Source organism: Novosphingobium sp. BL-S-21 (assembly GCF_055521655.1).
On the sequence record NZ_CM145496.1, the window covers coordinates 2,161,714 to 2,184,430 of the forward strand.

A 22,717-nucleotide genomic window follows, 5' to 3' on the forward strand; every position below is an offset into this window, starting at 1 on the left:
AAATCGCGATATCGTCTTCCACGGCAATTCAATTTCGTGCCGGGGCATTGACCCGGAGGCAAAATTGCTGGAACCCAACCGGCCATGAGCAAGGCAGACGTCGTTATCGTGGGAGCCGGGCACGGCGGTGCGCAATGCGCGATCGCCCTTCGCCAGAACGGTTTCGAGGGGACCATCACCGTCATCGGCCGCGAGCCGGAGCATCCTTACGAGCGGCCGCCGCTCTCCAAGGAATACTTCGCGCGCGAGAAGACCTTCGACCGTCTCTACATCCGCCCGCCGACGTTCTGGGCCGAGAAGGAGATCACCTTCAAGCTCGGCACCGAAGTGACCAAAGTCGATCCGGCGGCGCAGGAACTCGCGCTCTCGGACGGTGAGACTTACGGCTACGGCAAGCTGGTCTGGGCGACGGGCGGCGATCCGCGCCGGCTGTCGTGCTCGGGCGCGGATCTGGCCGGGGTCCATGCCGTGCGCACCCGCGAGGATTGCGACACGCTGATGGCCGAAATCGATGCGGGCACGAAGAACGTGGTCGTGATCGGCGGCGGCTACATCGGCCTCGAAGCGGCGGCAGTGCTCTCGAAGATGGGCCTCAAGGTCACGCTGCTGGAAGCGCTGCCGCGGGTGCTGGCGCGCGTGGCCGGGGAGCCGCTCTCGGAATTCTACCAAGACGAGCACCGGACGCACGGCGTCGACCTGCGCACCGGCGTCGCGGTCGATTGCCTGGTGGGCGATGGCCACAAGGTCACCGGCGTGCAGCTTGCCGGCGGCGAAGTCCTGAGCGCCGAGGCGGTGATCGTGGGCATCGGCATCGTCCCGGCGGTCGGGCCGCTGATCCTGGCCGGCGCGGCCGGAGCCAACGGCGTGGACGTGGACGAATATTGCCGCACCTCGCTGCCGGACATCTATGCCATCGGCGACTGTGCGGCTTTTGCCTGCGACTTTGCGGGCGGCACGGTGATGCGCGTGGAATCGGTGCAGAACGCCAACGACATGGCGACGTGCGTGGCCAAGGCGATCTGCGGCGATGCCAAGCCCTACAAGGCGTTCCCGTGGTTCTGGTCCAACCAGTACGACCTGCGGCTGCAGACGGCGGGCATCAACCTGGGCTTCGACCAGACGGTGATCCGGGGCAATCCCGAGGACCGCAGCTTCTCGGTGATCTACCTCAAGGAAGGCAAGGTCCTGGCGCTCGACTGCGTGAACGCGGTGAAGGACTATGTCCAGGGCCGCAAGCTGGTGGAAGCGGGTGCCAAACCCGATCTCGCGGCGCTGGCCGACAAGGAAAAGCCGCTCAAGGAACTGCTGTAACCGCCGGACCATCCTCCTCGCCGGGCGGCGGGGAGGTGCCGAGGCGCACGGCGGCCCATTGCGCGGCTTCGGCGATGGCGGGGTCCGGGTCGTCCAGCAGGGGCCGCACTTGCGCCATCAGCGCGGTGCTCCCGCTGTTTCCGGCCGCATAGAGACAATTGCGCACGAAGCGGTCGCGGCCGATGCGCTTGATCGGGGAGCCGGAGAACAGCTGGCGGAACCCTGCATCGTCCAGTGTCAGCAGGTCGGCCAGCTCGGGCGCGGTCAGTTCCGCGCGCGGCAGGAAGGCTTTCAGGCGGCTGGCGGTCTCTGCGAACTTGTTCCACGGGCAGACCGCCAGGCAATCGTCGCAGCCATAGATGCGATTGCCCAGCCCCACACGGAATTCTTCCGGGATCGGGCCTTTGTGCTCGATGGTGAGGTAGCTGACGCAGCGCCGGGCATCGAGGCGGTAGGGCGCCGGAAAGGCCTGGGTCGGGCAGACGTCCTGGCAAGCCCGGCACGAACCGCAGCGATCGCGACCCTCGGCGGACAGCGGCAGGTCCAGCGTGGTGTAGATCTCGCCCAGGAAGAGCCAGGATCCATGCTCGCGGCTGACGAGATTGGTGTGCTTGCCCTGCCAGCCCAGCCCGGCGGCGGCGGCCAGCGGCTTTTCCATGACCGGCGCAGTATCGGTGAAGACTTTCACGCCCGCCGGACCCAGCCCGCGCCGGTCGGCTTCCGAAACCAGCCAGCGCGCCAGGTTCTTGAGCGCCTTCTTGACCCAGTCGTGGTAGTCCGCGCCTTGCGCATAGACCGAGATGCGGCCGATTTCCGGCACTTCGGCCAGCTGCAGAGGATCGCTTGCGGGGGCGTAGCTCATGCCCAGCGCGATCACCCGCCGCGCCTCGGGCCAGAGCCCTTGCGGCGAGCGGCGGTGATGGGCGCGCTCCGCCATCCATCCCATCGAACCTTCCATGCCCTCCGCCAGCCAGGAATCCAGCCGCGCCGCCCGGTCCGCATCCTCTTCGGCCGAGGCTATGCCGAAGGCGCAGAATCCCAGCTCGCGGGCTTGCGCCTCGAGATCGCGGGTCAGGACATTCAGCGCATCGTTAACCAAGCTTGCGGACTCTTCGGTTCATAGGCAGGCCTTGGAAACGGCCAGCGGGTGCCTTGAATGAACGTCGCAGTAGGAGATTGGTCCTTGGCCAGCAACTCGGAAGCACTTTCCTCGGCGCCTTCCCCCATGCCCTCCCTCGCCATTGAGGCACAGGGGCTGGTGAAGCGTTTCGATGGGTTCGCGGCCGTCGACGGTGTCGATCTCCGGGTGCCGATGGGGGCCGTCTACGGCATTCTGGGGCCCAATGGCGCCGGCAAGACCACGACCCTGCGCATGCTGCTCGGCATCATCGATCCCGATGCCGGCATCCGCAGGATTCTGGGCTCCGAGCGCCCGCACGACGTTGCCCACGCCATTGGCTACCTGCCCGAGGAACGCGGCCTCTATCCCGCGATGAAAGCCACCGAGGCCATCGCTTTCCTTGGCGCCTTGCGCGGGCTGCCGCTGCGGGAAGGGCGGCGGCGCGCGCACGAGCTGCTCGAACGCCACGGCCTCGGCCATGCCGCGGACCGGCAGATTCGGCAGCTCTCCAAGGGCATGGCGCAGCAAGTGCAGATCCTGGGCACGCTGGTTCACCAGCCGCGCCTGGTGATTCTGGACGAGCCGTTTTCGGGTCTCGACGCGCTGAACCAGGGCAAGCTGGAGCGCATGATCCGCCAGCTCGCCGAAGGCGGGACGACGGTGATCTTCTCCACCCACGTCATCGCCCATGCCGAGCGGCTCTGCGACGACGTGGCGATCATCGCCGGCGGCAAGGTGCCCTTTGCCGGCCCGGTGGACGTGGCCCGCGATCGCATCCCCCAGCAGGTCCGCCTCGAAACGCGCGCGCAGGACGGCTTGTGGAGAGCGGCCCTGCCGGCCGATGCCCGGCGCGAGGGGGCGGTGTGGCACTTCTCGCTGCCGGAAGGCGGTGTGGAGCCCTTGCTGCGCGCCCTGATCGAAGGCGATGCGGGCATTCTCTCGCTGTCGATCGAGCGGGCGGGTCTGCACGATGCTTTCGTCGCCATTGCCGGAGAGGCCGCCGCGCGCGACCTTGCGGCCAGCCCCGGACTGGAGGACGGGCGATGAGGCAGGGTTCCGGCCGTCTTTCCGTCCTCGCTGCCGCCTGGGTCGTCGCCCGGCGCGACTTCACGGCGATCCTGTTCAGCCGCAGCTTCTTCTTCTTCCTGTTGGGGCCGCTGTTCCCCGCCGTCATCGCGGTGCTGGCGGGCAGCCTGGGATCGCGCGTGGATGCCAGCCAGGAACGCCCGGTGCTGGGCGTGGTCATGCAGGCGGCGGACGCAGCGGCGCTCGAGCGCGCCCGCGCCCAGCTTGCGCCCGCGCTTGGTGACGACCTGCCCAGGCTGGTGGTGCTCCGCAGGCTGGCCCCAGGCGAACGCTACGACGCCCGCCAGGCATTGTCCTCGCACAACGCCAGCGCTGCCGCGATACTGACGGGGACGCCGGCCGCGCCGGTCCTGACCGGTCCGGAGGGCCTGATCCAGGCCTGGGGCGGGCCGGTGGCGATGCTCTCCGCCCAGGTTCATTCGGGAGCGGCACTGAGCTATCCGGCCGTGGCGCTGCAGCCGGTCGTGCGCAGCAGTGCGGCCGAACGCAAGGGGCGCTTCGCCACGGCGCAAGGGGCGCAGACCCTGCTGTTCCTGCTGACGATGATGCTGGCAGGCATGGTCCTGTCCAACCTCGTGGAGGAAAAGGGCAACAAGATCATTGAAGTGCTGGCGGCCGCCGTGCCGATGGACGCGGTGTTCCTGGGCAAGCTCTTTGCCATGCTCGGCGTCTCGCTGGTAGGTATCGCAACCTGGGCGGCGGCGGGCGGCCTGCTCTGGCTCGGGGGAGGGATATCGCCGGAAAGACTGCCCGATCCGGCCGTCGGCTGGCCGCTGCTGATCGGCCTGGGCGTGATCTACTTCGCTATGGCCTATCTGCTGCTCGGCTCGGTCTTCCTGGCTATCGGCTCCATGGCGACGACCGTGCGCGAAGTGCAGACCCTGTCCATGCCGGTGACCATGGCGCAGCTCATGGTATTCTTCTTCGCCAGTTTCGCGATGACCCAGCCGGGCAGCGCGGTGGAGATCGCCGCGGTGCTCGTGCCCTTCAGCTCGCCTTTCGCGATGCTCGCGCGCGCGGCGCGGGATCCCGCGCTGCTGCCGCATATCATGGCCATCGGCTGGCAGGTGCTCTGGGTGGCACTGCTGGTGCGCGGCGGCGCGCGGCTGTTCCGGTCGCGGGTGATGAAGTCCGGGCCGGGCGGCCGGGCGAAGCCTCGCCGGATTTGGCTGCGCGGCTTCGGCCGCTGACGGCCGGCTTCGAAAGCAATCCTGGTACGGACGGCGGGACTCGAACCCGCACGATCAAGGATCAAGGGATTTTAAGTCCCCTGCGTCTACCATTCCGCCACGTCCGCACGATGATCGGTGCGCGCGATCTGGCAGATCGCGCGCGGCGGGGCAACCGCGATGAACGCGTTATGCCGCCCGGTTCACCACTTTACTCGACGTTGAGACGGGCCCGCATTTCCTTGCCGGGCTTGAAATAGGGCACGCGCTTTTCCGGCACGTCCACGCTTTCGCCGGTGCGCGGGTTGCGGCCGGTGCGGCCTTCGCGGTGGCGGGTGGAGAAAGCACCGAAACCGCGCAGTTCCACGCGGCCGCCGTCAGCCAGGCGCTGGGCGATCTCGTCGAAGAACGTGTCCACGGCGCGCTCGACATCCTCTGCGCGCAGCTCGGGGTTCTCCTTGGCCATAGCAAGCAGCAGTTCGGATCTGATCATCGCGTGCTTCCCTTTCAAAATGCCCTTCGGAAAATTCCCGAGGTCACTGCGAATCATAATATTTCGCGTGACTTGGTTCCGTCATCTCAAGAAAATGCCATTCCGGTGGTTTTCGCGCAATGGCTCACCGGAGGTAGGGAAAACCCGTCGGTTCCCGCCTGCCAGGCCGCCCTTTTGCGTGTCCTCACCCCATTTACATGCCCGATTTGGCCGCTAACGTTCCCGCTTTCAAGCTTGCGAGACAAGCTTTTCGGGCGACAGGACAAAAGAAGGGCGCATGAAAGAAATAGCAACCTGGAACGAGGGAGACTGGATTGCCGCGATCGGCGCCATTCTCCTGTTTGCCGTGCTGGCCATCGGCGGCGTCATCGCCACGCGCAAGAGCGACGAATTCGTCGGCCATCCTCGCGGTCTGTTCGTGCTGTTCTATGCCGAAATGTGGGAGCGTTTCTCCTACTACGGCATGCGCGCCCTGCTGATCCTGTACCTTACCAAGTTCTGGCTGTTCAATGACGGCAGCGCCAACCTGATCTACGGCGCCTATACCAGCCTGGTCTACATCACCCCGGTGCTTGGCGGCTATCTGGCCGACCGCTATCTCGGCCAGCGCAAGGCCGTGCTGTTCGGCGGCATCGTCCTGGCCGTGGGCCATCTGTTCATGGCCTATGAGGGCATGCACGGCGTCGCCGATCCGGCGGTGAAGCAGGCGGACCCGGCCATCAACGTGTTCTGGCTGGCGCTGGCGCTGATCATCGTCGGCTCCGGCTTCCTCAAGGCGAACATCTCGGTGATCGTCGGCCAGCTCTACAAGATGACCGATTCCCGCCGCGATTCGGCCTATACGATCTTCTACATGGGCGTGAACACGGGCGCCGCGCTGGGTACGATCCTGGTCGGCTACCTGGGCGAGACGATTGGCTGGTCCTGGGGCTTCGGCCTCGCCGGCATCGGCATGCTGCTTGGCCTGCTGATCTTCGTGGCCGGCCGTCCCGCCTTGAAGGGCCGGGGCGAACCGCCCAGGCCGCTGGCGAAGAAGGGCGAACTGACGCTTTACGGCATCGGCCTCGGTTCGGTCGCGGTGATCTGGACCCTGATCCAATACGTCAGCGTGATCCAGTCGCTGCTGGTGGTCTCCGGCATCGCCATGCTGGGCTACACGCTGTACGAGGCGTTCAAGCTGCCCAAGGAACCCCGCGAGCGTATCTTCGCGATCCTGTTCCTGATCGCGCTCAATCCGATCTTCTGGGGCCTGTTCGAGCAGGCCGGCGGTTCGCTAAGCCTCTATACCGACAAGTTCGTGGACCGCGGCGGCGTGCCGACCAGCCTGTTCCAGTCGATCAACCCGATCTACATCGTGCTGTTCGGCCCGATCTTCGCGGCGCTCTGGCAGTTCCTTGGCCGCAAGGGCCTGGAGCCTTCGGCTCCGGCCAAGTTCGGCCTGGCGCTGATCCAGGTCGGCCTCGGCTTCCTGGTCTTCGTCTGGGGTGCGAACAGCGGCGATCCGGCGGCAATGACCTCGGTGCTCTTCGTGTTCCTGATCTATGCGCTGCACACCACCGGCGAGCTGTGCCTTTCGCCCGTGGGCCTGTCCGCGATGACCCGCCTCTCGCCGCTGCACCTCGGCAGCTTCATCATGGGCGCGTGGTTCTACATGACCGCCGTGGGCAACTTCGTGGCCGGCAAGATCGGCGAGGCCACCGGCGGCGAAAGCGGCGTGATGAACAAGGAAGTCACGCTGGGGATCTATTCCACGATCGGCTGGACCACGATCGGCGTTGCCGTGGTGGTCCTGGCGCTCTCGCCGCTGGTGCGGCGCTGGATGCACATCGACACGCTGGAGGATCGCGCGATCGACCGCGATCTCGCGGGCCAGAGCGAAATGGGGCTGGAGGCTCAGGAAGCCGGGTTTCACCCGGTAACCAAGCCGCACTGACCATCGACCGGCCCGGGAAACCCAGCGTTTCCCGGGCCGGATCTTATTTGAACAGGGGAAATCGACATGAGGGTATCGCCGGCATTGCGGCGCTGGTCGTCCACGCTCGTTCTGGGCGCGGCACTGGCGCTGGGCGCTACGGGCGCCGATGCGAAGAAGCAGGACAAGAAGGCGGCGCCGATCGTCGCCGATCCTTATCCCTCCACCTACAAGTCCTATCCGGGCACGCCCACCGCGCTGGTCGGCGCCACTGTCTATGACGGGCGCGGCGGCCGGATCGACAACGGCATCGTGCTGTTCAGGGACGGGAAGCTCCAGGCCGTCGGCGGCGCCGACATGCCGATCCCGGAAGGCTATGCGCGCATCGACGGTACCGGCAAGTTCGTGACTCCCGGTGTGATCGACATCCACTCGCACCTCGGCGTCTATCCTTCGCCCGGCGTCGAAGCGCTGGCGGACGGGAACGAGATGACCAGCCCCACCACGCCCGATGTCTGGGCCGAGCACTCGGTCTGGCCGCAGGATCCCGGCTTCACCCGCGCGCTTGCCAATGGGGGCGTCACCAGCCTTCAGATCCTGCCCGGTTCGGGCAACCTGATCGGCGGCCGCGCGGTGACGCTGAAGAACGTGCCCAGCATCACCGTGCAGGGCATGAAGTTCCCCGGCGCGCCCTATTCGCTGAAGATGGCCTGCGGCGAGAATCCCAAGCGCGTCTATGGCGAGAAGGGCCAGAAGCCCTCGACCCGGATGGGCAACTTCTCTGTCGACCGCCAGGCCTGGATCGACGCGCGCCAGTACATGGACGGCGACCATGCCGAACGCGACCTTGGCAACGACACGCTGGAAGGCGTGCTCAAGGGCGAGATCCTGGTCCAGAACCACTGCTACCGCGCGGACGAGATGGCGCAGGTGATCGATATGTCCAAGGAGATGGGCTACAAGGTCACCGCCTTCCACCACGCGGTGGAAGCCTACAAGATCGCCGATCTCCTGCGGGAGAACGACATCTGCGTGGCCGTCTGGGCCGACTGGTACGGCTTCAAGATGGAAGCCTACGACGGCATCCCCGAAAACGCCGCGCTGCTCGCCAATGCGGGGACTTGCGTGGTGATCCACTCGGACGACGAGAACGGCATCCAGCGCCTCAACCAGGAAGCCGCCAAGGCCCAGGCCGACGGTCGCCGCATCGGCATCGACATTCCCGATGCCAAGGTCATCGGCTGGTTCACTTACAATGCCGCCAAGACCATGGGCATCGGCGAGAGGACCGGCAGCCTGGAAGCGGGCAAGATGGCCGACGTGGTGCTGTGGAACGGCAATCCGCTCTCGGTCTATTCGCGGCCCGAGAAAGTGTGGATCGACGGCGCCCTGATGTTCGACGCCCTCGATACCCGGCGGCGCCCGGTCAGCGATTTCGAACTGGGGCAACCCGGCGAAGGAGACGTGAAATGAGCCGCCGCGCCACCATTCTTGCTGCCCTGACGGCAGCCGCCCTTCCCGCCCTGCTTCCCGGCCTGGCCGCGGCGCAGGACTTCGCGATCACCAATGCCACCGTCGGCACGGGTGATGGCAGCGCCCCGATCGAGCACGGCACCGTCGTCGTGCGGGCCGGCAAGGTCGTCGCCGCGGGCGCCGGCGTTGCCGTTCCCGCCGGGATGCAGAGCGTCGACGGTACCGGCAAGTGGGTGACGCCGGGCCTGTTCTCGGCCGTCACCGATCTTGGGCTCTGGGACGTGGAAGGCGTGCCCAACAGCAACGATACCGAGGCCGACAAATCGCCCTTCAATGCCGCGCTCGACGTGACTCCCGCGATCAATCCCGCCAGCGAGCACATCGCCGTGAGCCGCGAAGGCGGCGTCACCCGCGCCAGCGTCGCGCCGGTCAACGGCGATTCGATCTTCGCCGGGCAGGGGGCGCTGATCGATCTTCGCGCCGGCTCCGATGCGGTGAACCTGCCGCGCGCCTTCCAGTTCGTGCAATTGGGCGAGGCGGGGGCCAAGCTCGCCGGCGGCAGCCGCGTCGCGGCCCATGTCGCCCTGCGCAGCGCCTTGCGGGAGGCACGCGAACTGGCGGCCGCACCCACGGCCGCGCGCAGCAGCGATGCCCTGCTCACCCGCGCGGACGCGGCGGCGCTGGCCCCGGTGATCGATGGCCGCCAGCCGCTCTACGTCGGGGTCGAACGGGCAGCCGACATCCGCAGCGTGCTGGCGCTCAAGAGCGAGTTTCCCAAGCTGAATCTCGTCCTGGTGGGGGCTACCGAAGGCTGGCTCGTGGCGAGCCAGATCGCGGCGGCCAAAGTGCCGGTGATCGCGATGCCGCTGCGGGACCTTCCCGCCAGCTTCGAAAGCCTTGCGGCGACCCAGTCGAACGTCGGGCGCATGAAGAAGGCCGGCGTCAAAGTCGGCATCGGCATGTTCGCGGGCAGCAACCAGCCCCGCTATGCGCCGCAGCAGGCCGGCAACCTCGTGGCCCTGAACAAGCTGCCGGGCGCGGCGGGACTGACATGGGGCGAGGCCCTGGCCGCGATCACTTCGGTTCCGGCCGAAATCAGCGGCATGGGCGGCAAGGAAGGCGTGCTGGCGCCGGGCGCCGTGGGCGACGTCGTGATCTGGGACGGCGATCCGCTCGAACTGTCCTCGGCCCCGGTCGAAGTCTATATCGACGGGATCAAGCAGCCGCTCGACAACCACCAGAGCCGCCTGAAACAGCGCTACAAGAGCCTGGACCGGACTTATCTGCCCAAGGCTTACGACTGGTAAGGAAAACGAGGGCCTGGGGATGATCCCCGGGCCCTCGAAAATACCCGGAAGCAGGTGATGGTCCGAAGCGATCCAGAGGCGCGCAAGGCCGTCCGCGATGGCTTGACCCGGATTTCGCTAGCCCGTTGATGACGAAAAAGGGCGCGGCGTCACCAGGGACGTGCCCGGCAACCCAGGCACGCCTCGATCTTACGCGTTTTACGCGCGGGCTTCGTTCACGCCGGCGCTGTTGTGGCGCAGCGCCTTGAGCACGGTGTCGACGATCTGCGGCGCATTGAGGCCGGCTTCGTCGTACTGCGTCTCGGGCTTGTCGTGGTCCTGGAACACGTCCGGCAGGCGCATGGTGCGGATCTTGAGGCCCGCGTCGGTAAGGCCCTCGTCGCTGGCCATGGTGAGCACATGGGCGCCGAGACCGCCGATGGCGCCTTCCTCGACGGTGACGACCACATCGTGGCTGAGCATCAGCTTGCGAATCAGCTCGGTGTCCAGCGGCTTGGCGAACCGCAAGTCTGCCACGGTGGTGGAAAGACCCTTGGCGTCCAGCAGGTCCGCGGCCTTGAGCGCTTCGCCCAGGCGGGTGCCCAGCGAGAGCAAGGCGACCTTGCTGCCTTCGCGGACCACGCGGCCCTTGCCGATTTCGAGAAGCTGCGGTGTTTCCGGCAGGGCCAGACCCACGCCATTGCCGCGCGGATAGCGGAAGGCGATCGGGCCCTTGTCATACTGCGCGGCGGTGTGGACCATGTGGACCAGCTCCACCTCGTCGGCCGCGGCCATGACCACCATGTTCGGCAGGGTGGCCAAGTAAGTAACGTCGAACGAACCGGCGTGAGTCGCACCGTCGGCACCGACCAGGCCGGCGCGATCGATGGCGAAGCGCACGGGCAGGTTCTGGATCGCCACGTCATGGACCACCTGGTCGAACGCGCGCTGGAGGAAGGTGGAATAGATCGCGCAGAACGGGCGCATGCCCTGCGCCGCCAGGCCGGCCGCGAAAGTCACCGCGTGCTGTTCGGCAATGCCGACGTCGAAGCTGCGGTTCGGGAATTGCTGCGCGAACTTGTCGAGCCCCGTGCCCGAGGGCATGGCGGCGGTGATGGCGCAGATGCGGTCGTCCTGTTCCGCCTCGGCGACCAGCGCCTTGGCGAAGACGCCGGTGTAGCTCGGCGGGCCGGCGGGGGCCTTGGCCTGCTCTCCGGTGACGACGTTGAACTTCTGCACGCCGTGATACTTGTCGGCCGCTTCCTCGGCGGGCGCGTAGCCCTTGCCCTTCTGCGTCACGACATGGACCAGGATCGGGCCTTCGGCGGCATCGCGCACGTTTTCCAGGACCGGAACCAGCGCATCGAGGTCGTGGCCGTCGATCGGGCCAACGTAATAGAAGCCCAGTTCCTCGAACAGGGTGCCGCCCATGGCCATGCCGCGGGCGAATTCGTCGGTCTTGCGGGCGGCGGCGTGGAGCGGGCGCGGCAGGCGGCGCGCGAACTTGCGGGCCAGGTCGCGCAGGCCGAGGAACCGGCCCGAGGAAACGAGCCGCGCGAGATAGGACGACAGCCCGCCAACCGGCGGCGCGATCGACATGTCGTTGTCGTTGAGGACCACGATCAGGCGGTTTCCGGCGTCCGCGGCGTTGTTCATCGCCTCGTAGGCCATGCCGGCGCTCATCGCGCCGTCGCCGATCACGGCAATGCCGCGGCCGGGCGTGCCCTTGATCTTGTTGGCGACGGCAAAGCCGAGCGCGGCCGAGATCGAGGTGGAGCTATGGGCCGTGCCGAAGGGGTCGTATTCGCTTTCCGAACGCTTGGTGAAGCCGGAGAGTCCGCCGCCCTGGCGCAAGGTGCGAATGCGGTCGCGGCGGCCGGTGAGGATCTTGTGGGGATAGGCCTGGTGGCCCACGTCCCAGATCAGCCGGTCCACCGGCGTATCGAACACGTAGTGGATCGCCACCGTCAGTTCGACCACGCCCAGGCCCGAGCCCAGATGGCCGCCGGTCTGCCCGACGGCAGAGATCATCTCGGTGCGAAGTTCGTCGGCCAGTTGACGCAGGTCCGAAGGCTTGAGCTTGCGGAGATCGTCAGGCGTATCGACGGTGTCGAGGAGTGGCGTTGCCGGGTTGGCTGTCATGTTCTGCTTCTACACGCTACATGTTCTGGTGTCGAATTAAGCAGTGGGCAATATGCCGGAGCCGTCCGAAAGGACAGGAAAAACGTGGCACCTGTTGCTTTGCTGCGACTCTCCGAGCCATCGCCGGCAACTTCCGGCACCGCTCGACCCCCGCCAGACATGCGAATCCTGCGGGAAGCCGGCCAGCGTCAGCGGCCGGTTCGCAGGCCCTGCCGACCTAGCTGCAGGTGGCGCAGGTTCCGCGCAGCTCGACCACCGGGCGCACCCCGGCGAAACCGGCCTGCCTGGCGGCGGCGATGAGGGCGCCGGTCAGCTTGTCGTCGTCGATATGGACGGCTTGGCCGCAGACATCGCAGATCAGGAAGATGCAGTCGTGCTGGCAGCCGGGATGGCTGTTGGCGAGGTAGGCGTTGGCGCTCTCGACCCGGCGGGCGAGGTTGGTGCGCACGAAGAGGTCGAGAATGCGATAGACGCTGTTGGGCGCCACGCGCTTGCCGCGCAGGGCCGAAACGCTTTCGGCCAAGTCATAGGCTGAAGCCGGACGTTCGCGTTCCGCCAGAGCGCCGAAGACGTCGGCGCGCATCTCGGTCCACTGTTCGCCGGCATCGAGAAGGGCGGCGCGGGCAGCCTCTACAAGGCCTTCGCCGGAATGTTCGTGATGATGATGCGCATTAGCCATGCCGCCCATATGGGCATTGGCAGGGCTGCGTGCAATTGAAAGCTGGAGGGGCGCCCAGGACGGCGCCGGATCAGGCCGCGGGGTCCGATAGACCCCGGATCAGCCTGCCTGGGTCAGTTCACTTGCGCAGCCGCTTCGGCGGGAGGCACGAGGCCGTTGCCGATCGAGTGAGTTCCGATGCCCATCACGCCCAGCACCAGCAGCGTACCACCGGCGAAGCCGAGGGCGAAGAAGCGGTAGAAGTCGGCCTTGAAGAGTCCCATGACGAAAATCAGCTCATATTGATGATGTACGATTGCGTGCCGCTCACTTGGAGCGAATCGCCTTGACGTCCAGTGAATGGCGACGAGCCGCGCCCCATTCTGCGATGAACCGTTGATCGCACGGGGTGGACGGGGGAACCGTCACAATCTCGTCAAGGGATCGTGCGCGCGATCACTGCCGAAGCGACGGAGACCACAACCAGCCCGGCCACGGGCAGCGCGGCACAACCGAACGGCAGTGCCAGCGCGCCGATGACCTGGTGGGGCTTGCGGATGCGGCCGAGGCGCACGAGCACGGCCGCCGTGGCCAGCCCGATCAGGAAGGCGAGGGTGACCAGCGGTCCAAGCCACATCACCCACATATTCGCCTCCTGGATCGAATCTGGCCCTGAAATATCGAACCTCAGTGCTTGAAGTGGCGCATGCCGGTGAAGACCATGGCCAGGCCCGCCTCGTCGGCAGCGGCGATGACTTCCTCGTCACGGATCGAGCCGCCCGGCTGGATCACAGCCGTAGCGCCCGCTTCGGCAGCGGCCAGCAGGCCGTCGGCGAAGGGGAAGAACGCGTCCGAAGCGACGGCAGAGCCGACCGTGCGGGCCTGAGCCCAGCCGAACTTCTCGGCGGCTTCGGCGGCCTTCATCGCGGCGATGCGCGAGGAATCGCGGCGGTTCATCTGGCCCGCGCCGATGCCGGCAGTGACGCCGTCCTTGGCATAGACGATCGCGTTCGACTTGACGTGGCGGGCCACGGTCCAGGCGAACAGGCAGTCCTTCAGTTCCTGCTCGGTCGGCGCGCGCTTGGTCACGACCTTCAGGTCGCTCACGCCGATGGCGCCGGCATCGCGGCCCTGCACCAGCAGGCCGCCGGTGATCGGCTTGACGGTCAGGCCGGGGCGGCGCGGATCGGGCAGGCCGCCGGTCAGCAGCAGGCGCAGGTTCTTCTTCTTGGCGAAGAAGGCGCGGGCTTCCTCGTCGGCGTCGGGGGCGACGACCACTTCGGTGAAGATCTGGCAGATCGCTTCGGCCGTCGGGCCGTCGAGCGTGGTGTTCACGGCAACGATGCCGCCGAAGGCCGAAACGTCGTCACAAGCCAGCGCGCCCTGCCAGGCTTCGAGCAGGCTGGAACCCTGCGCCACGCCGCAAGGGTTGGCGTGCTTGACGATGATCACGGCCGGGTCCTGGCCCTTGAACTCGGCAGCGAGTTCGAAGGCGGCGTCGGCGTCGTTGTAGTTGTTGTAGGACAGTTCCTTGCCCTGCACTTGCTCGCCCTGGGCCAGGCCCTTGGTGAACGGGCCGACCGGCGTGTAGAGCGCGGCCTTCTGGTGCGGGTTCTCGCCGTAGCGCAGCGTGGTGGCGAGGCGGCCGTTGACGCTCAGCATCTCGGGGAATTCGAGGCCCTGGTCGGTGAAGGCGAACCACTGCGAGATCATCGAATCGTAAGCGGCGGTCTGCGCGAAGGCGCGCGCGGCCAGTAGCTTGCGGAAGGCCAAGGTCGTGCCGCCGTCGGTGGTCTCCAGTTCGGAGATCAGGCCCGCATAGTCGTTGGGATCGGTGACGATGGCGACGAAGGCATGGTTCTTCGCGGCCGAACGCACCATCGACGGGCCGCCGATGTCGATATTCTCGATCACTTCGTCCCGGTCGGCGCCCTTGGCGACGGTGGCTTCGAAGGGATAGAGGTTGACGACCACCAGGTCGATCGCGCCGATTTCGTGATCGGCCATGGCCTTGGCATGTTCGGGATTGTCGCGCACCGCCAGCAGGCCGCCGTGGACCTTGGGGTGCAGCGTCTTGACCCGGCCGTCCATCATCTCGGGGAAATCGGTGATTTCCGAAATGTCCTTCACCGCGAGGCCGGCATCGCGCAGCGCCTTGGCGGTGCCGCCGGTCGAAACCAGTTCCACGCCGCGGGCGGACAGTGCCTTGCCGAGATCGGCGAGGCCGGTCTTGTCGGAAACCGACAGCAATGCGCGGCGGATCTGGACGGTATCGGTCATGCGGATGGCCTCGTTCTGGAACTAGCGGAGAGGGATTTTCCGCGCCCTCTAGGTCGGCAGCGCCCGGGTCGCAAGAGGGGCCGCTAGCTCAGGGTGCCACAAGCCGTGGGGCCGGTCGCGGCATTTCACCCCATTTTCTTGATTAACCAACCGAAATTCCCGCCTCCGCGCGAGACGAGACCCTGGATCACCAGCTGCTGCGTCGCCTGGGGACGGCCCTGGCCGTCGACCCAGAGCGAATCTTCCAGGATCACTTCGCCGGCACTGCTGCGGAACTGCCAGAGACTGCCGTCGGGCAGGGCCATGCCGGCGCCCTGGCCGTCCTCGGTGAGGGCGACTTCGACTTCCGGGCCGAGGTGGAAGCGAATGGCAAAGCCCACCTTGCCGCGCTGGGCCTTGCGGCCCGCGGGGATCAGCACGTCCTCGCCGCGCAGTTCGCTGCCGTCGTCGCGCAGGATCAGGATGCGGCGGTGCGTGAGGGCGTAGCGCGCCTCGTAGCCGTTGTGGCTCGCCTCGATGCGGGTGGCGTTGCCGCCGTTTTCCTGCGTCAGCGTCTTGCGATCGATATCGACCTCGCTGACGCCGCCGCCGATGGCTCCGTTGATGAGGACGGCGGTGGAATTGGCATCGTCCAGCGTCAGCGTCGAATGGGCGGCGGTCGCGCGCAGGCCCTGTTCGAGGCGCACCGGCACCAGCCCGCCGCCGCTCGCCGCGCCGCCGCAGTTGACGACCAGGCGGTGGCCCGCGTGGGACATCTCGAAGGCCAGCGTGGAAGCGCAGCCGTAGCGGGCATGGGCGGGCAGCGGCGGCGGCGCAGTGTCGAACTGGAGGATCGACTTGTGCGCCAGCACGCGCTGATAGCCCCATTGGCGCACATCGCGCAGCGGGCGGGTGCGCACGCCGGTCGCCTTGACGAGAGCGTTGACGTCCTCTCCGTCGATCGCCCAGCCGCCCTGCCACGAACCCAGCGAACCGTCGCCGTGAGTCAGCGCCAGGAGCGGCGGGATGAGCAGTTCGATCACCCGCTCGACCGCCTTGGGCGCGTCGCGGCGGGTGGCGTGATAGCAGTTGCGCAGCCGCACCAGAAGGGCGATCGCTTCCATCTGCGCCAGCGGGCTGCGCGAGAGCACGCCGCCGTCGTCGCCGATCAGTTCGCCCAGGGCCTTGATCAACCCCGCCTCGCCGTAGAGGCGGCGCGGGCGACCTTCGGGGAGCAGCAGGCCGGCAGCGACGATGGCGCTCCACCCGGCGACTTCGGCGATCCCGTCTTCCGCCCGGCCGACATGACGGTCCAGCCAGCGCGCGGTCTCGGAAATGTGCGCCAAAGTACGGTTGCGCAGGGTCTTCTCGCCGGAGAGGATCAGCGGGGCATGGGCCAGCCAGTTCATCAGCCGCGCGCCGGTGTTGCCCACGTCCCAGGCCGGACCCTTGCCCGGCTTGGCCGGCGGCTTGGGATTGGCCTGGAGCCACGCGGTGAGAATGCGCTCGGCAACCGCGGTACCTTGCTCGCGCGGGGCGCAGGCCTCCAGGTCGGTGAGCCAGGAGAAGCTGTGGACCACGCGCTCCAGCGGCGGCGTCACGCGCGACGGGCCGGCAAAATCGACTTGGGCCACGGGCGTGCGGGCGCCGTGGATCAGGAAATGTCCCGCGCGCAGGGCGGTTCCGGCGGCGGCATTGCCCGGTAGCGTGTTGCTGACCGTGGCGAGCAGCCGGGTGCGGGCCTTCTTGCCCATCGGCGCCGAGAGCATGGTGCCGGGAATGCCCAGGCGATAGGCGAAGCGGATCAGCCGCTCGCCCGGCCCGACCGAAGGCGGCGAGAAGTCGGCCAGGGCCAGCGCCCGGCCGCCCTCGATCTGCGCGACTTCCACCTGGACTTCCGCGCGGGGCGGCAGGAGGTCGGAATCGTGGAAGTCGTCGCCAGTGAAGGCGGTGATATCGGTGATGTCGGTTTCGGAACGTGTCACGGCCGGCGATCCGGTAACGCTTTGATTCAAGACACCCTCCTCGTTACCGCCCTGAGGCCCGCCCCCCGACTTGCCTGTGAGCCCGCCTGCAAGCATGTCGCCCGACTCATCGGCTGCCTCACTTCCCGGGGAAATGGCCCGGAGCCCGTCCGGGTTCCCGTTTCGGGGACGCGGAGGGGTGTCTAGCTTCACCGCCTCAATCGAGCCCCTTCAGGGCGCGGATGTTCGCGGCATATTGCGAAGGGCCGCCGCGGAACGTGGCCGAACCGGCGACGAGCACGTCGGCACCCGCCGAAACGCAGAGAGGTGCGGTCTTGGCATCGACGCCGCCGTCCACTTCGAGGCGGATGTCGCGGCCCGACTTCTCGATCATCTTGCGCACGGCCTCGATCTTGCGAAGCTGGCTGGAGATGAAGCTCTGGCCGCCGAAGCCGGGGTTGACGCTCATGATCAGGACGAGGTCGATATCGTCGATCAGGTAGTCCAGCATCTTGGCCGGGGTGGCCGGGTTCAGCGAGATACCCGCCTTCTTGCCCAGGCCGCGGATCGTCTGCACCGTGCGGTGGACGTGAGGGCCGGCTTCGGGATGAACGGTGATGTAGTCCGCACCGGCTTCGGCGAAGGCTTCGAGATAGCTGTCCACCGGCGAAATCATCAGGTGCACGTCGAAGACTTTGGCGGAATGCGGGCGCAGCGCCTTCACCACGGCCGGGCCGATGGTGATGTTGGGTACGAAGTGGCCGTCCATGACGTCGACGTGGATCCAGTCGGCGCCGGCTTCGTCGATCGCGCGAACCTCTTCGCCCAGGCGGGCAAAGTCGGCGGAAAGGATGGAGGGCGAGATCAGCGGCGTGGTCATGGTTAAGAACGGTACTCCTCGATGCGAAGGATAGGCCACCATATCTGGGGGGTACAAGCGCGCCCGGCCCGTTTTCCACACGCCATATGGAGGAGGTTCCCTAAATCGACCGAGCGGACCGGGCCCCGCCCCCTGCAGCCGCTCCGGCGCGGTGCTTGTCGATCGCCAGTTCAGAGTGCATTCACGGCCTCGATGGCAGTGCGGCGCCAGACATTTCACGGGTTTGCTTCCCTGCAACCCTCGTGAACGAGTGACGGAACCGGAGATGAGATTGAAGTTCCCCAAGGCCCCCATCGCAGCTGCCGCCGGCCTGGCCGCGCTGGCCCTGTCGGCGCCGGCCGCGGCCCAGTATCGCGACGAAATCCGCAATGACATGAGCCAGTGCCGTTCCGGCGGCGGCCCCGCGATCATGGTTACGGTGGACGGCATCAAGTCGTCCCAGGGACGCCTGCGCGTCCAGTCCTACCGCGCCACGTCCGGCGAGTGGTTGGCCAAGGGCAAGTGGCTGAAGCGGATCGAGGTGGCCGCCAGGGGCGGGACCATGACGTTCTGCGTCCCCGTCCCGGCGCCGGGCACTTACGGCATCGCCGTGAGGCATGACGTCAACGGCAATGGCTCGACGGACATCAGCACTGACGGCGGCGCGATGTCGAACAACCCCTCGATCAATATCTTCAACCTCGGCAAGCCCAGCTACACCAAGGTCGGCGTGCCGGTGGGCAATGACGTGAAGTCGATCCGCATCCAGATGCGCTACATGTAACAGCCCGGATGGAATGCCCCCTCGGGGGCATTTCGGCGCGAGCGCGTTCTCAGGATCCGGCGGCGGCTTCGCGGCGCTCGGCCAGGATGGCGCGTGCGTCCAGGAGGTCGGAGGGTTTGTCGACGTCGACCGCCGCCAATCCGTCGCGCGCGGCGACGAGGCGGGCCTTGAGGCCGATCCGGGTTCCCAGTCGTGCAAGCGCGGCCGCCAGGGTCAGGCGGCCGAGCACATAGCTTGCCAACATGCCGAGCCCGAGCCTGGCGGCGATGCGCCAAGGGCGCTTGCGGTCCGCCTCCACCAGCTTCCAGGTCTCGATCGCGGCTTCGGCGCGGGCCGTCTTCAGCAGGAACAGGTTGCAGCCCGACCAGTGGCCGTCGGCAAAGCGCAGATAAGTGCGGCGCGATCCCGGCACGGCCGCTTCGATCGCCTGCCGCCGCGCCAGCAGGACGGAAACGTCGGCTTCCTCCGGGGTGTCGAGCAGGAAGTCCCGCACCCATTCGCCGCGCAGCAGCGCATGGTCGGAGGTCGTGACGAGCATCGGCGCGCCGAGCCGCGCGAAGCCCGCGGCCACGCTGGCGCTGGGACCGGCGGCGGCGGGGATCGTCTCGCAGCCCAGCAGTTCCGCGAGCGCGATCACGGCGGGATCGTTGGCGACCACCGCCAGGCGCGCGATGCCGGCATCGCGCAAGGCCTGAACGACATGGGCCAGCATCGGCCGGCCTTCCAGCTCTACCAAGGCCTTGTGGCTCAGGCCTTCGGCCGCTGCGACCGGATCGGGTTTACCGGGGCGGGAACCTGCAAGAATCAGCGCGGCGGGCAAGGGAGAGGGGGTCATGCCGGTTTGCGCTCCATGGCCTTGCGGGTGCGCCAGACGTGCCAGAGCACACCGGGCGCGGAAAGCACCGGATGCCGCTCGCGCCAGGGCGTGATGGTGACCGCCACGCCGGTGTGGCGCTCGATCTTCCAGGCGGCATAGCGCGCGGCGCCTTCGAACGTGGTCGAGGCTTTCAGCAGGCGCAGGACGTTGTAGGGCTTGCCCAGCCGCTGGCGGCGCTTCCACCAGTCCAGCATCCGGGTGCGGTCGCGCTCGGAAAGTTCGGGGCGGAAGGCGCCGTTCGGCAGGCGCTCGAAGGCGATGTCGTCGGCGGCAAGGGCCAGCGGCAGCAAGCCGTCGAAATGCTCGCGGTTGACGGAAAGGATCGAATCCTCGCGCCCGGCCTTCTCCACCCGGAACTCGGCGGCGTAAGTCGCGCGGAACAGGGCGCGCCAGTAGTCCTCCGCAGTGCCCGTCGCCGGGCCGAGCGCCACGGCCAGCCTGGCGGCGGTGCGGGCCGCGCCCCATACGGCGGCGGTCACGCGGCCGAACGCGGCCTCGTCACGCTGCCAGGCGATGCCGCTCGGCTGGACGAAGCGGGCCCAGATGGTGGTGTCCAGCCGCTCGCCGGCCGCAGCGGCGCGGAACGTATCCAGCGCCATGGTCGCCACTTTCGCGCGCAAGGGCACGCCTTCGAAGGTCCATTCGTGATAGCTGACGCGCGGCCAGATCTTCTCGGCCTGGGGGCCTTCGGTGAGGACGTAGAAGTCCAGCACGCCTTCCAGCGATCCGGTGCGCAAGTTCGAGCCGTAGAACAGCACGGCCACGGCATTGCCGGCAGCCAGCGCAAGGCGTTCCGCGAAAGCACGGACTTCGGGCACCACGGCGCGCTGCAGCGCCTGGCCAATGCGCCCTTCCAAGTCTTGGGTCATGAAAGCATGCTCGGGCACCGGCGTGGTAAAAGCAAGCATGCCGGTGCCACAAACCTGGCCAAAAAGTGAGAGGAGAGGGGCCGGATCCGGCGGATCAGGGGACCACGAAAGTCAGCTGCGGCCCTTCCTCGAGCAGGTAGTCGCCCGCAGGGAAAACCTCGCCATCGAGAATGAACGAGCCACCGATTTCCAGGTCTACCGCGCTGGCGCAGACGCGGTGGGTGCCGCGGCGTTCCAGGAACTTGCCGGAAAGGCCAAAGAGGATCGCCGGCAGCAGGGCCATGACCCAGCGCACCGGCCAGTCGATGACGCCCAGCTTCATCCCCGGGGCGACATCGCGGCCGAAGGGACGCGCGCCGAGCGGGAACTTCTCGAAAGTGGTGGCGACGACCATGAAGCGTTCGTCCGCACGGCCCGGCCCGTCATAGGGCAGGTCGCGGCCGGTGTGGCGATCGACCAGGCGCGTCGGGGTGCAGGCGCGCCACGGATTGCCGTCGCGGCCGAACAGCGACTGGATGATGCTCCAGAGGATGCTGAGGCCCACGGCAAAGCTGTTGAAGGCGCCGCGGCGGTGCGCTTCCTGACCGGCCTCGGTCGCCAGCGTGAATACGCCGGTGCCCAGGATGAAGCCCTGCATGCAGCCGCTGCTGCCGTCATTGGCGGAAATGCGCAAGGGACGGCGCGTGAGGGTATTGCCCTTGTGCGCAGCCGCCAGCGCCTCTGCCAGCGACCAGTGGGTCGGCAGGCCGAGGTCTACGCCCAGCGCGTTCGTCTTGCCCTTGGGCAGGATGATGAACGTGGGCCATTCGTCACCGAAGATGTCCGCGCCGCACGTCAGCACATCGCGAACGGTGCCATCGCCGCCGTCGACCACGAGATAGTCCACACCGCGACGGGCAAAGCCGTCAAGCACGCTGTAGAGTTCCGAGCGGGTGCGCGGGGTCTCGGTCAGGATGTTGGAGCAATCCTCCATCTCTGCCGCCCGGCCCTTGTTCCGGTGGCTACGAGGATTGCGAATGATGCCAACGAGAGGAACGGCGCGCCCACGACGCGCCACACGCGCAGGACCAGTGGCCTTGCGCTTGCCGTGCTCACCGAAGGTCGGCAGCGTTTCGAATTCGTAAATGGTTCCGTACACGGGCCCTATGTAGGGATGCCGCAGACGAAAATCATCAGGAAACATTCACTGACACATTAAGGTTACAGTTGTATGGCGTTTTTACGCCACTTGCAAGACCGGCAAAATCTGCCGCGTTTTCCGCAAGTCCCGCCGTTGCGTCCCGCGGTTCCACGGATTACGGCCGAAAACATGGTCACTCAGGACACTCCCCCCCACGCCGCAACCATCGGCGCGAACCCCGTCCAGCTCTGGGGTTTGACGATGGCCGAGCGCGTTGCACGCATCGCCCGGGCGAACGGCGCCTCCTTCGGCAAGGACGCCTCGTCCGGCCCTTCCATCCTGTCCAATGCCGCCTTTGCGTGGGATCCGGCCTGGTTCAAATACGTCACAGCGCGGCCCGGCATGGTCCTGACGCTGGGCGGCATCCCCGCCCTGGCGCATGCGGCCGACGCCGGCCAGGCCGCGCGAATCACCGCCGCGATGACCGCCGGAACGCCGCTCGCCGATACGGCGGGCCTCGATGTCGTGACCTACGAAAGCGGGCCCACCATCGAGAACAAGACGCTCCGCAAGCGCGAGACGCCGTTCCTCATGGCGCTCACGCCCGAGACCGTCCGCACCATCGAGCGTGCCAGCTACTTCGGCGCCTACAAGGGCGTGACCGATGTGCTGACCAAGTACCTCTGGCCCGAATGGGCGCTGGTGCTGACGCGAATCTGCGCGAAACTGCACATCACCCCGAACATGGTGACGGCGGTGGGCGCGGCATTCTGCGTGCTGGCCACGGTGCTTTTCGCTTACGGGCACTACTGGCTGGGCATGGCGCTGGGACTGGTGTTCATGGTGCTCGATACCGTGGACGGCAAGCTGGCGCGCTGCACGATCACGTCCTCGGAATGGGGCAATGTGGCCGACCACGGCATGGATCTCGTCCATCCGCCGTTCTGGTGGTGGTTCTGGGCGACGGGCCTGGCGACCTGGGGCCTGGCCTACGATGACGCGACGTTCTGGTGGGTGCAGGGCGCGATCCAGGGCGGCTACGTGGTGCAGCGCCTGATCGAGGGCGTGTTCATGCGTCAGAACGGCCTCATGCACATCCACGTATGGCGCAAGTTCGACAGCCAGTTCCGCCTGATTACCGCGCGCCGCAACCCGAACATGGTCATCCTGTTCGTGGCGATGCTGTTCGCGCGTCCCGACATCGGCCTGATCGCGGTGGCCTGGTGGACGGCGATTTCCTGCCTCATCCACGCCGTGCGGCTGGTCCAGGCATGGATCGTGCGGGCGCGAGGCGGTACGATCACCTCCTGGCTCTCGGACGCCTGAAGAAGGAAC

At 67.2% G+C, this 22,717-nt stretch carries 20 protein-coding genes and 1 tRNA gene; 8 read left to right on the forward strand and 13 right to left on the reverse strand.

From position 1 onward, the window contains the following. Positions 1-84: 84 nt before the first annotated feature. Positions 85-1,311, forward strand: a complete 1,227-nt coding sequence (locus ACZ1J6_RS18760; protein WP_465127732.1) for an NAD(P)/FAD-dependent oxidoreductase — start codon at positions 85-87, stop codon at positions 1,309-1,311. Here ACZ1J6_RS18760 and queG read toward each other — a convergent pair. Next, on the reverse strand, positions 1,295-2,410 hold the full coding sequence (queG, locus tag ACZ1J6_RS18765; RefSeq protein ID WP_314469065.1) for a tRNA epoxyqueuosine(34) reductase QueG: 1,116 nt from the start codon (positions 2,408-2,410) through the stop codon (positions 1,295-1,297). The two genes, ACZ1J6_RS18760 and queG, sit on opposite strands and share 17 nt — an antisense overlap. Before the next feature lie 126 nt (positions 2,411-2,536). Between queG and ACZ1J6_RS18770 the strand changes: the two genes are divergently transcribed. After that, on the forward strand, positions 2,537-3,478 hold the full coding sequence (locus ACZ1J6_RS18770) for an ABC transporter ATP-binding protein (protein ID WP_243841284.1): 942 nt from the start codon (positions 2,537-2,539) through the stop codon (positions 3,476-3,478). Next, complete coding sequence (locus ACZ1J6_RS18775; protein ID WP_465127733.1) at positions 3,475-4,707, forward strand: ABC transporter permease; 1,233 nt, start codon at positions 3,475-3,477, stop codon at positions 4,705-4,707. Before ACZ1J6_RS18770 ends, ACZ1J6_RS18775 begins: the two co-directional genes overlap by 4 nt. 22 nt (positions 4,708-4,729) lie before the next feature. Here the strand turns inward: ACZ1J6_RS18775 and ACZ1J6_RS18780 are convergent. Further along, positions 4,730-4,814, reverse strand: a tRNA-Leu gene (locus ACZ1J6_RS18780). A gap of 83 nt (positions 4,815-4,897) precedes the next feature. After that, the gene (locus ACZ1J6_RS18785) at positions 4,898-5,179 is read right to left on the reverse strand and encodes an integration host factor subunit beta (RefSeq protein ID WP_132269721.1); all 282 of its coding nucleotides are present in this window, start codon (positions 5,177-5,179) and stop codon (positions 4,898-4,900) included. Between the two features lie 277 nt (positions 5,180-5,456). Between ACZ1J6_RS18785 and ACZ1J6_RS18790 the strand changes: the two genes are divergently transcribed. The 3 genes from ACZ1J6_RS18790 to ACZ1J6_RS18800 all read left to right on the forward strand — a co-directional run bounded on the left by ACZ1J6_RS18790 (position 5,457) and on the right by ACZ1J6_RS18800 (position 9,871). After that, positions 5,457-7,112 (forward strand): peptide MFS transporter, encoded by a 1,656-nt coding sequence (locus ACZ1J6_RS18790; RefSeq protein WP_134096280.1) that lies wholly within the window; start codon positions 5,457-5,459, stop codon positions 7,110-7,112. Positions 7,113-7,178: 66 nt separating this feature from the next. Further along, positions 7,179-8,564: an amidohydrolase gene (locus ACZ1J6_RS18795; protein WP_465127734.1), complete on the forward strand. Its 1,386-nt coding sequence runs from the start codon at positions 7,179-7,181 to the stop codon at positions 8,562-8,564. Next, the gene (locus ACZ1J6_RS18800) at positions 8,561-9,871 is read left to right on the forward strand and encodes an amidohydrolase family protein (RefSeq protein ID WP_465127735.1); all 1,311 of its coding nucleotides are present in this window, start codon (positions 8,561-8,563) and stop codon (positions 9,869-9,871) included. The genes ACZ1J6_RS18795 and ACZ1J6_RS18800 overlap by 4 nt, the downstream gene beginning before the upstream one ends. Positions 9,872-10,069: 198 nt before the next feature. Here the strand turns inward: ACZ1J6_RS18800 and dxs are convergent, their stop codons facing one another. The 7 genes from dxs to rpe form a co-directional block, all read right to left on the reverse strand. Then, a complete protein-coding gene (gene dxs / locus ACZ1J6_RS18805; protein WP_314469073.1) occupies positions 10,070-11,992 on the reverse strand; it encodes a 1-deoxy-D-xylulose-5-phosphate synthase in 1,923 nt (640 codons plus the stop codon). Between the two features lie 217 nt (positions 11,993-12,209). Then, on the reverse strand, positions 12,210-12,680 hold the full coding sequence (locus ACZ1J6_RS18810; RefSeq protein ID WP_442047377.1) for a Fur family transcriptional regulator: 471 nt from the start codon (positions 12,678-12,680) through the stop codon (positions 12,210-12,212). A gap of 104 nt (positions 12,681-12,784) precedes the next feature. Further along, entirely contained in the window at positions 12,785-12,934 is a 150-nt protein-coding gene (locus ACZ1J6_RS18815) for a hypothetical protein (protein ID WP_165921541.1), read from the reverse strand. A 152-nt stretch (positions 12,935-13,086) separates the two neighbouring features. Then, the gene (locus ACZ1J6_RS18820) at positions 13,087-13,296 is read right to left on the reverse strand and encodes a hypothetical protein (protein WP_132269731.1); all 210 of its coding nucleotides are present in this window, start codon (positions 13,294-13,296) and stop codon (positions 13,087-13,089) included. A 41-nt stretch (positions 13,297-13,337) separates the two neighbouring features. Beyond that, the gene (gene purH, locus ACZ1J6_RS18825) at positions 13,338-14,930 is read right to left on the reverse strand and encodes a bifunctional phosphoribosylaminoimidazolecarboxamide formyltransferase/IMP cyclohydrolase (protein ID WP_465127736.1); all 1,593 of its coding nucleotides are present in this window, start codon (positions 14,928-14,930) and stop codon (positions 13,338-13,340) included. 125 nt (positions 14,931-15,055) lie between these two features. Continuing rightward, positions 15,056-17,086 (reverse strand): heparinase II/III family protein, encoded by a 2,031-nt coding sequence (locus tag ACZ1J6_RS18830; RefSeq protein WP_465127737.1) that lies wholly within the window; start codon positions 17,084-17,086, stop codon positions 15,056-15,058. 4 nt (positions 17,087-17,090) lie between these two features. After that, the gene (rpe, locus tag ACZ1J6_RS18835; RefSeq protein WP_431567097.1) at positions 17,091-17,753 is read right to left on the reverse strand and encodes a ribulose-phosphate 3-epimerase; all 663 of its coding nucleotides are present in this window, start codon (positions 17,751-17,753) and stop codon (positions 17,091-17,093) included. A 265-nt stretch (positions 17,754-18,018) separates the two neighbouring features. Here rpe and ACZ1J6_RS18840 point away from each other — a divergent pair, with 265 nt between their 5' ends. Then, entirely contained in the window at positions 18,019-18,516 is a 498-nt protein-coding gene (locus tag ACZ1J6_RS18840; RefSeq protein WP_431567098.1) for a DUF2141 domain-containing protein, read from the forward strand. 49 nt (positions 18,517-18,565) lie between these two features. On the opposite strand, the gene ACZ1J6_RS18845 is transcribed toward ACZ1J6_RS18840, so the two are convergent. From ACZ1J6_RS18845 to ACZ1J6_RS18855, 3 genes are all read right to left on the reverse strand, one after another. Further along, positions 18,566-19,351 carry a nucleotidyltransferase family protein gene (locus ACZ1J6_RS18845; protein WP_465127738.1) on the reverse strand — a complete coding sequence of 262 codons (786 nt, stop codon included), beginning with the start codon at positions 19,349-19,351 and terminating at the stop codon, positions 18,566-18,568. Then, positions 19,348-20,262: a hypothetical protein gene (locus ACZ1J6_RS18850; RefSeq protein WP_465127739.1), complete on the reverse strand. Its 915-nt coding sequence runs from the start codon at positions 20,260-20,262 to the stop codon at positions 19,348-19,350. Before ACZ1J6_RS18850 ends, ACZ1J6_RS18845 begins: the two co-directional genes overlap by 4 nt. 94 nt (positions 20,263-20,356) lie before the next feature. Beyond that, positions 20,357-21,400, reverse strand: a complete 1,044-nt coding sequence (locus ACZ1J6_RS18855) for a diacylglycerol/lipid kinase family protein (RefSeq protein WP_132269745.1) — start codon at positions 21,398-21,400, stop codon at positions 20,357-20,359. A 171-nt stretch (positions 21,401-21,571) separates the two neighbouring features. On the opposite strand from ACZ1J6_RS18855, the gene ACZ1J6_RS18860 reads away from it, so the two are divergent. Beyond that, on the forward strand, positions 21,572-22,708 hold the full coding sequence (locus ACZ1J6_RS18860) for a CDP-alcohol phosphatidyltransferase family protein (RefSeq protein WP_465127740.1): 1,137 nt from the start codon (positions 21,572-21,574) through the stop codon (positions 22,706-22,708). The last annotated feature ends 9 nt before the right edge of the window (positions 22,709-22,717 follow it).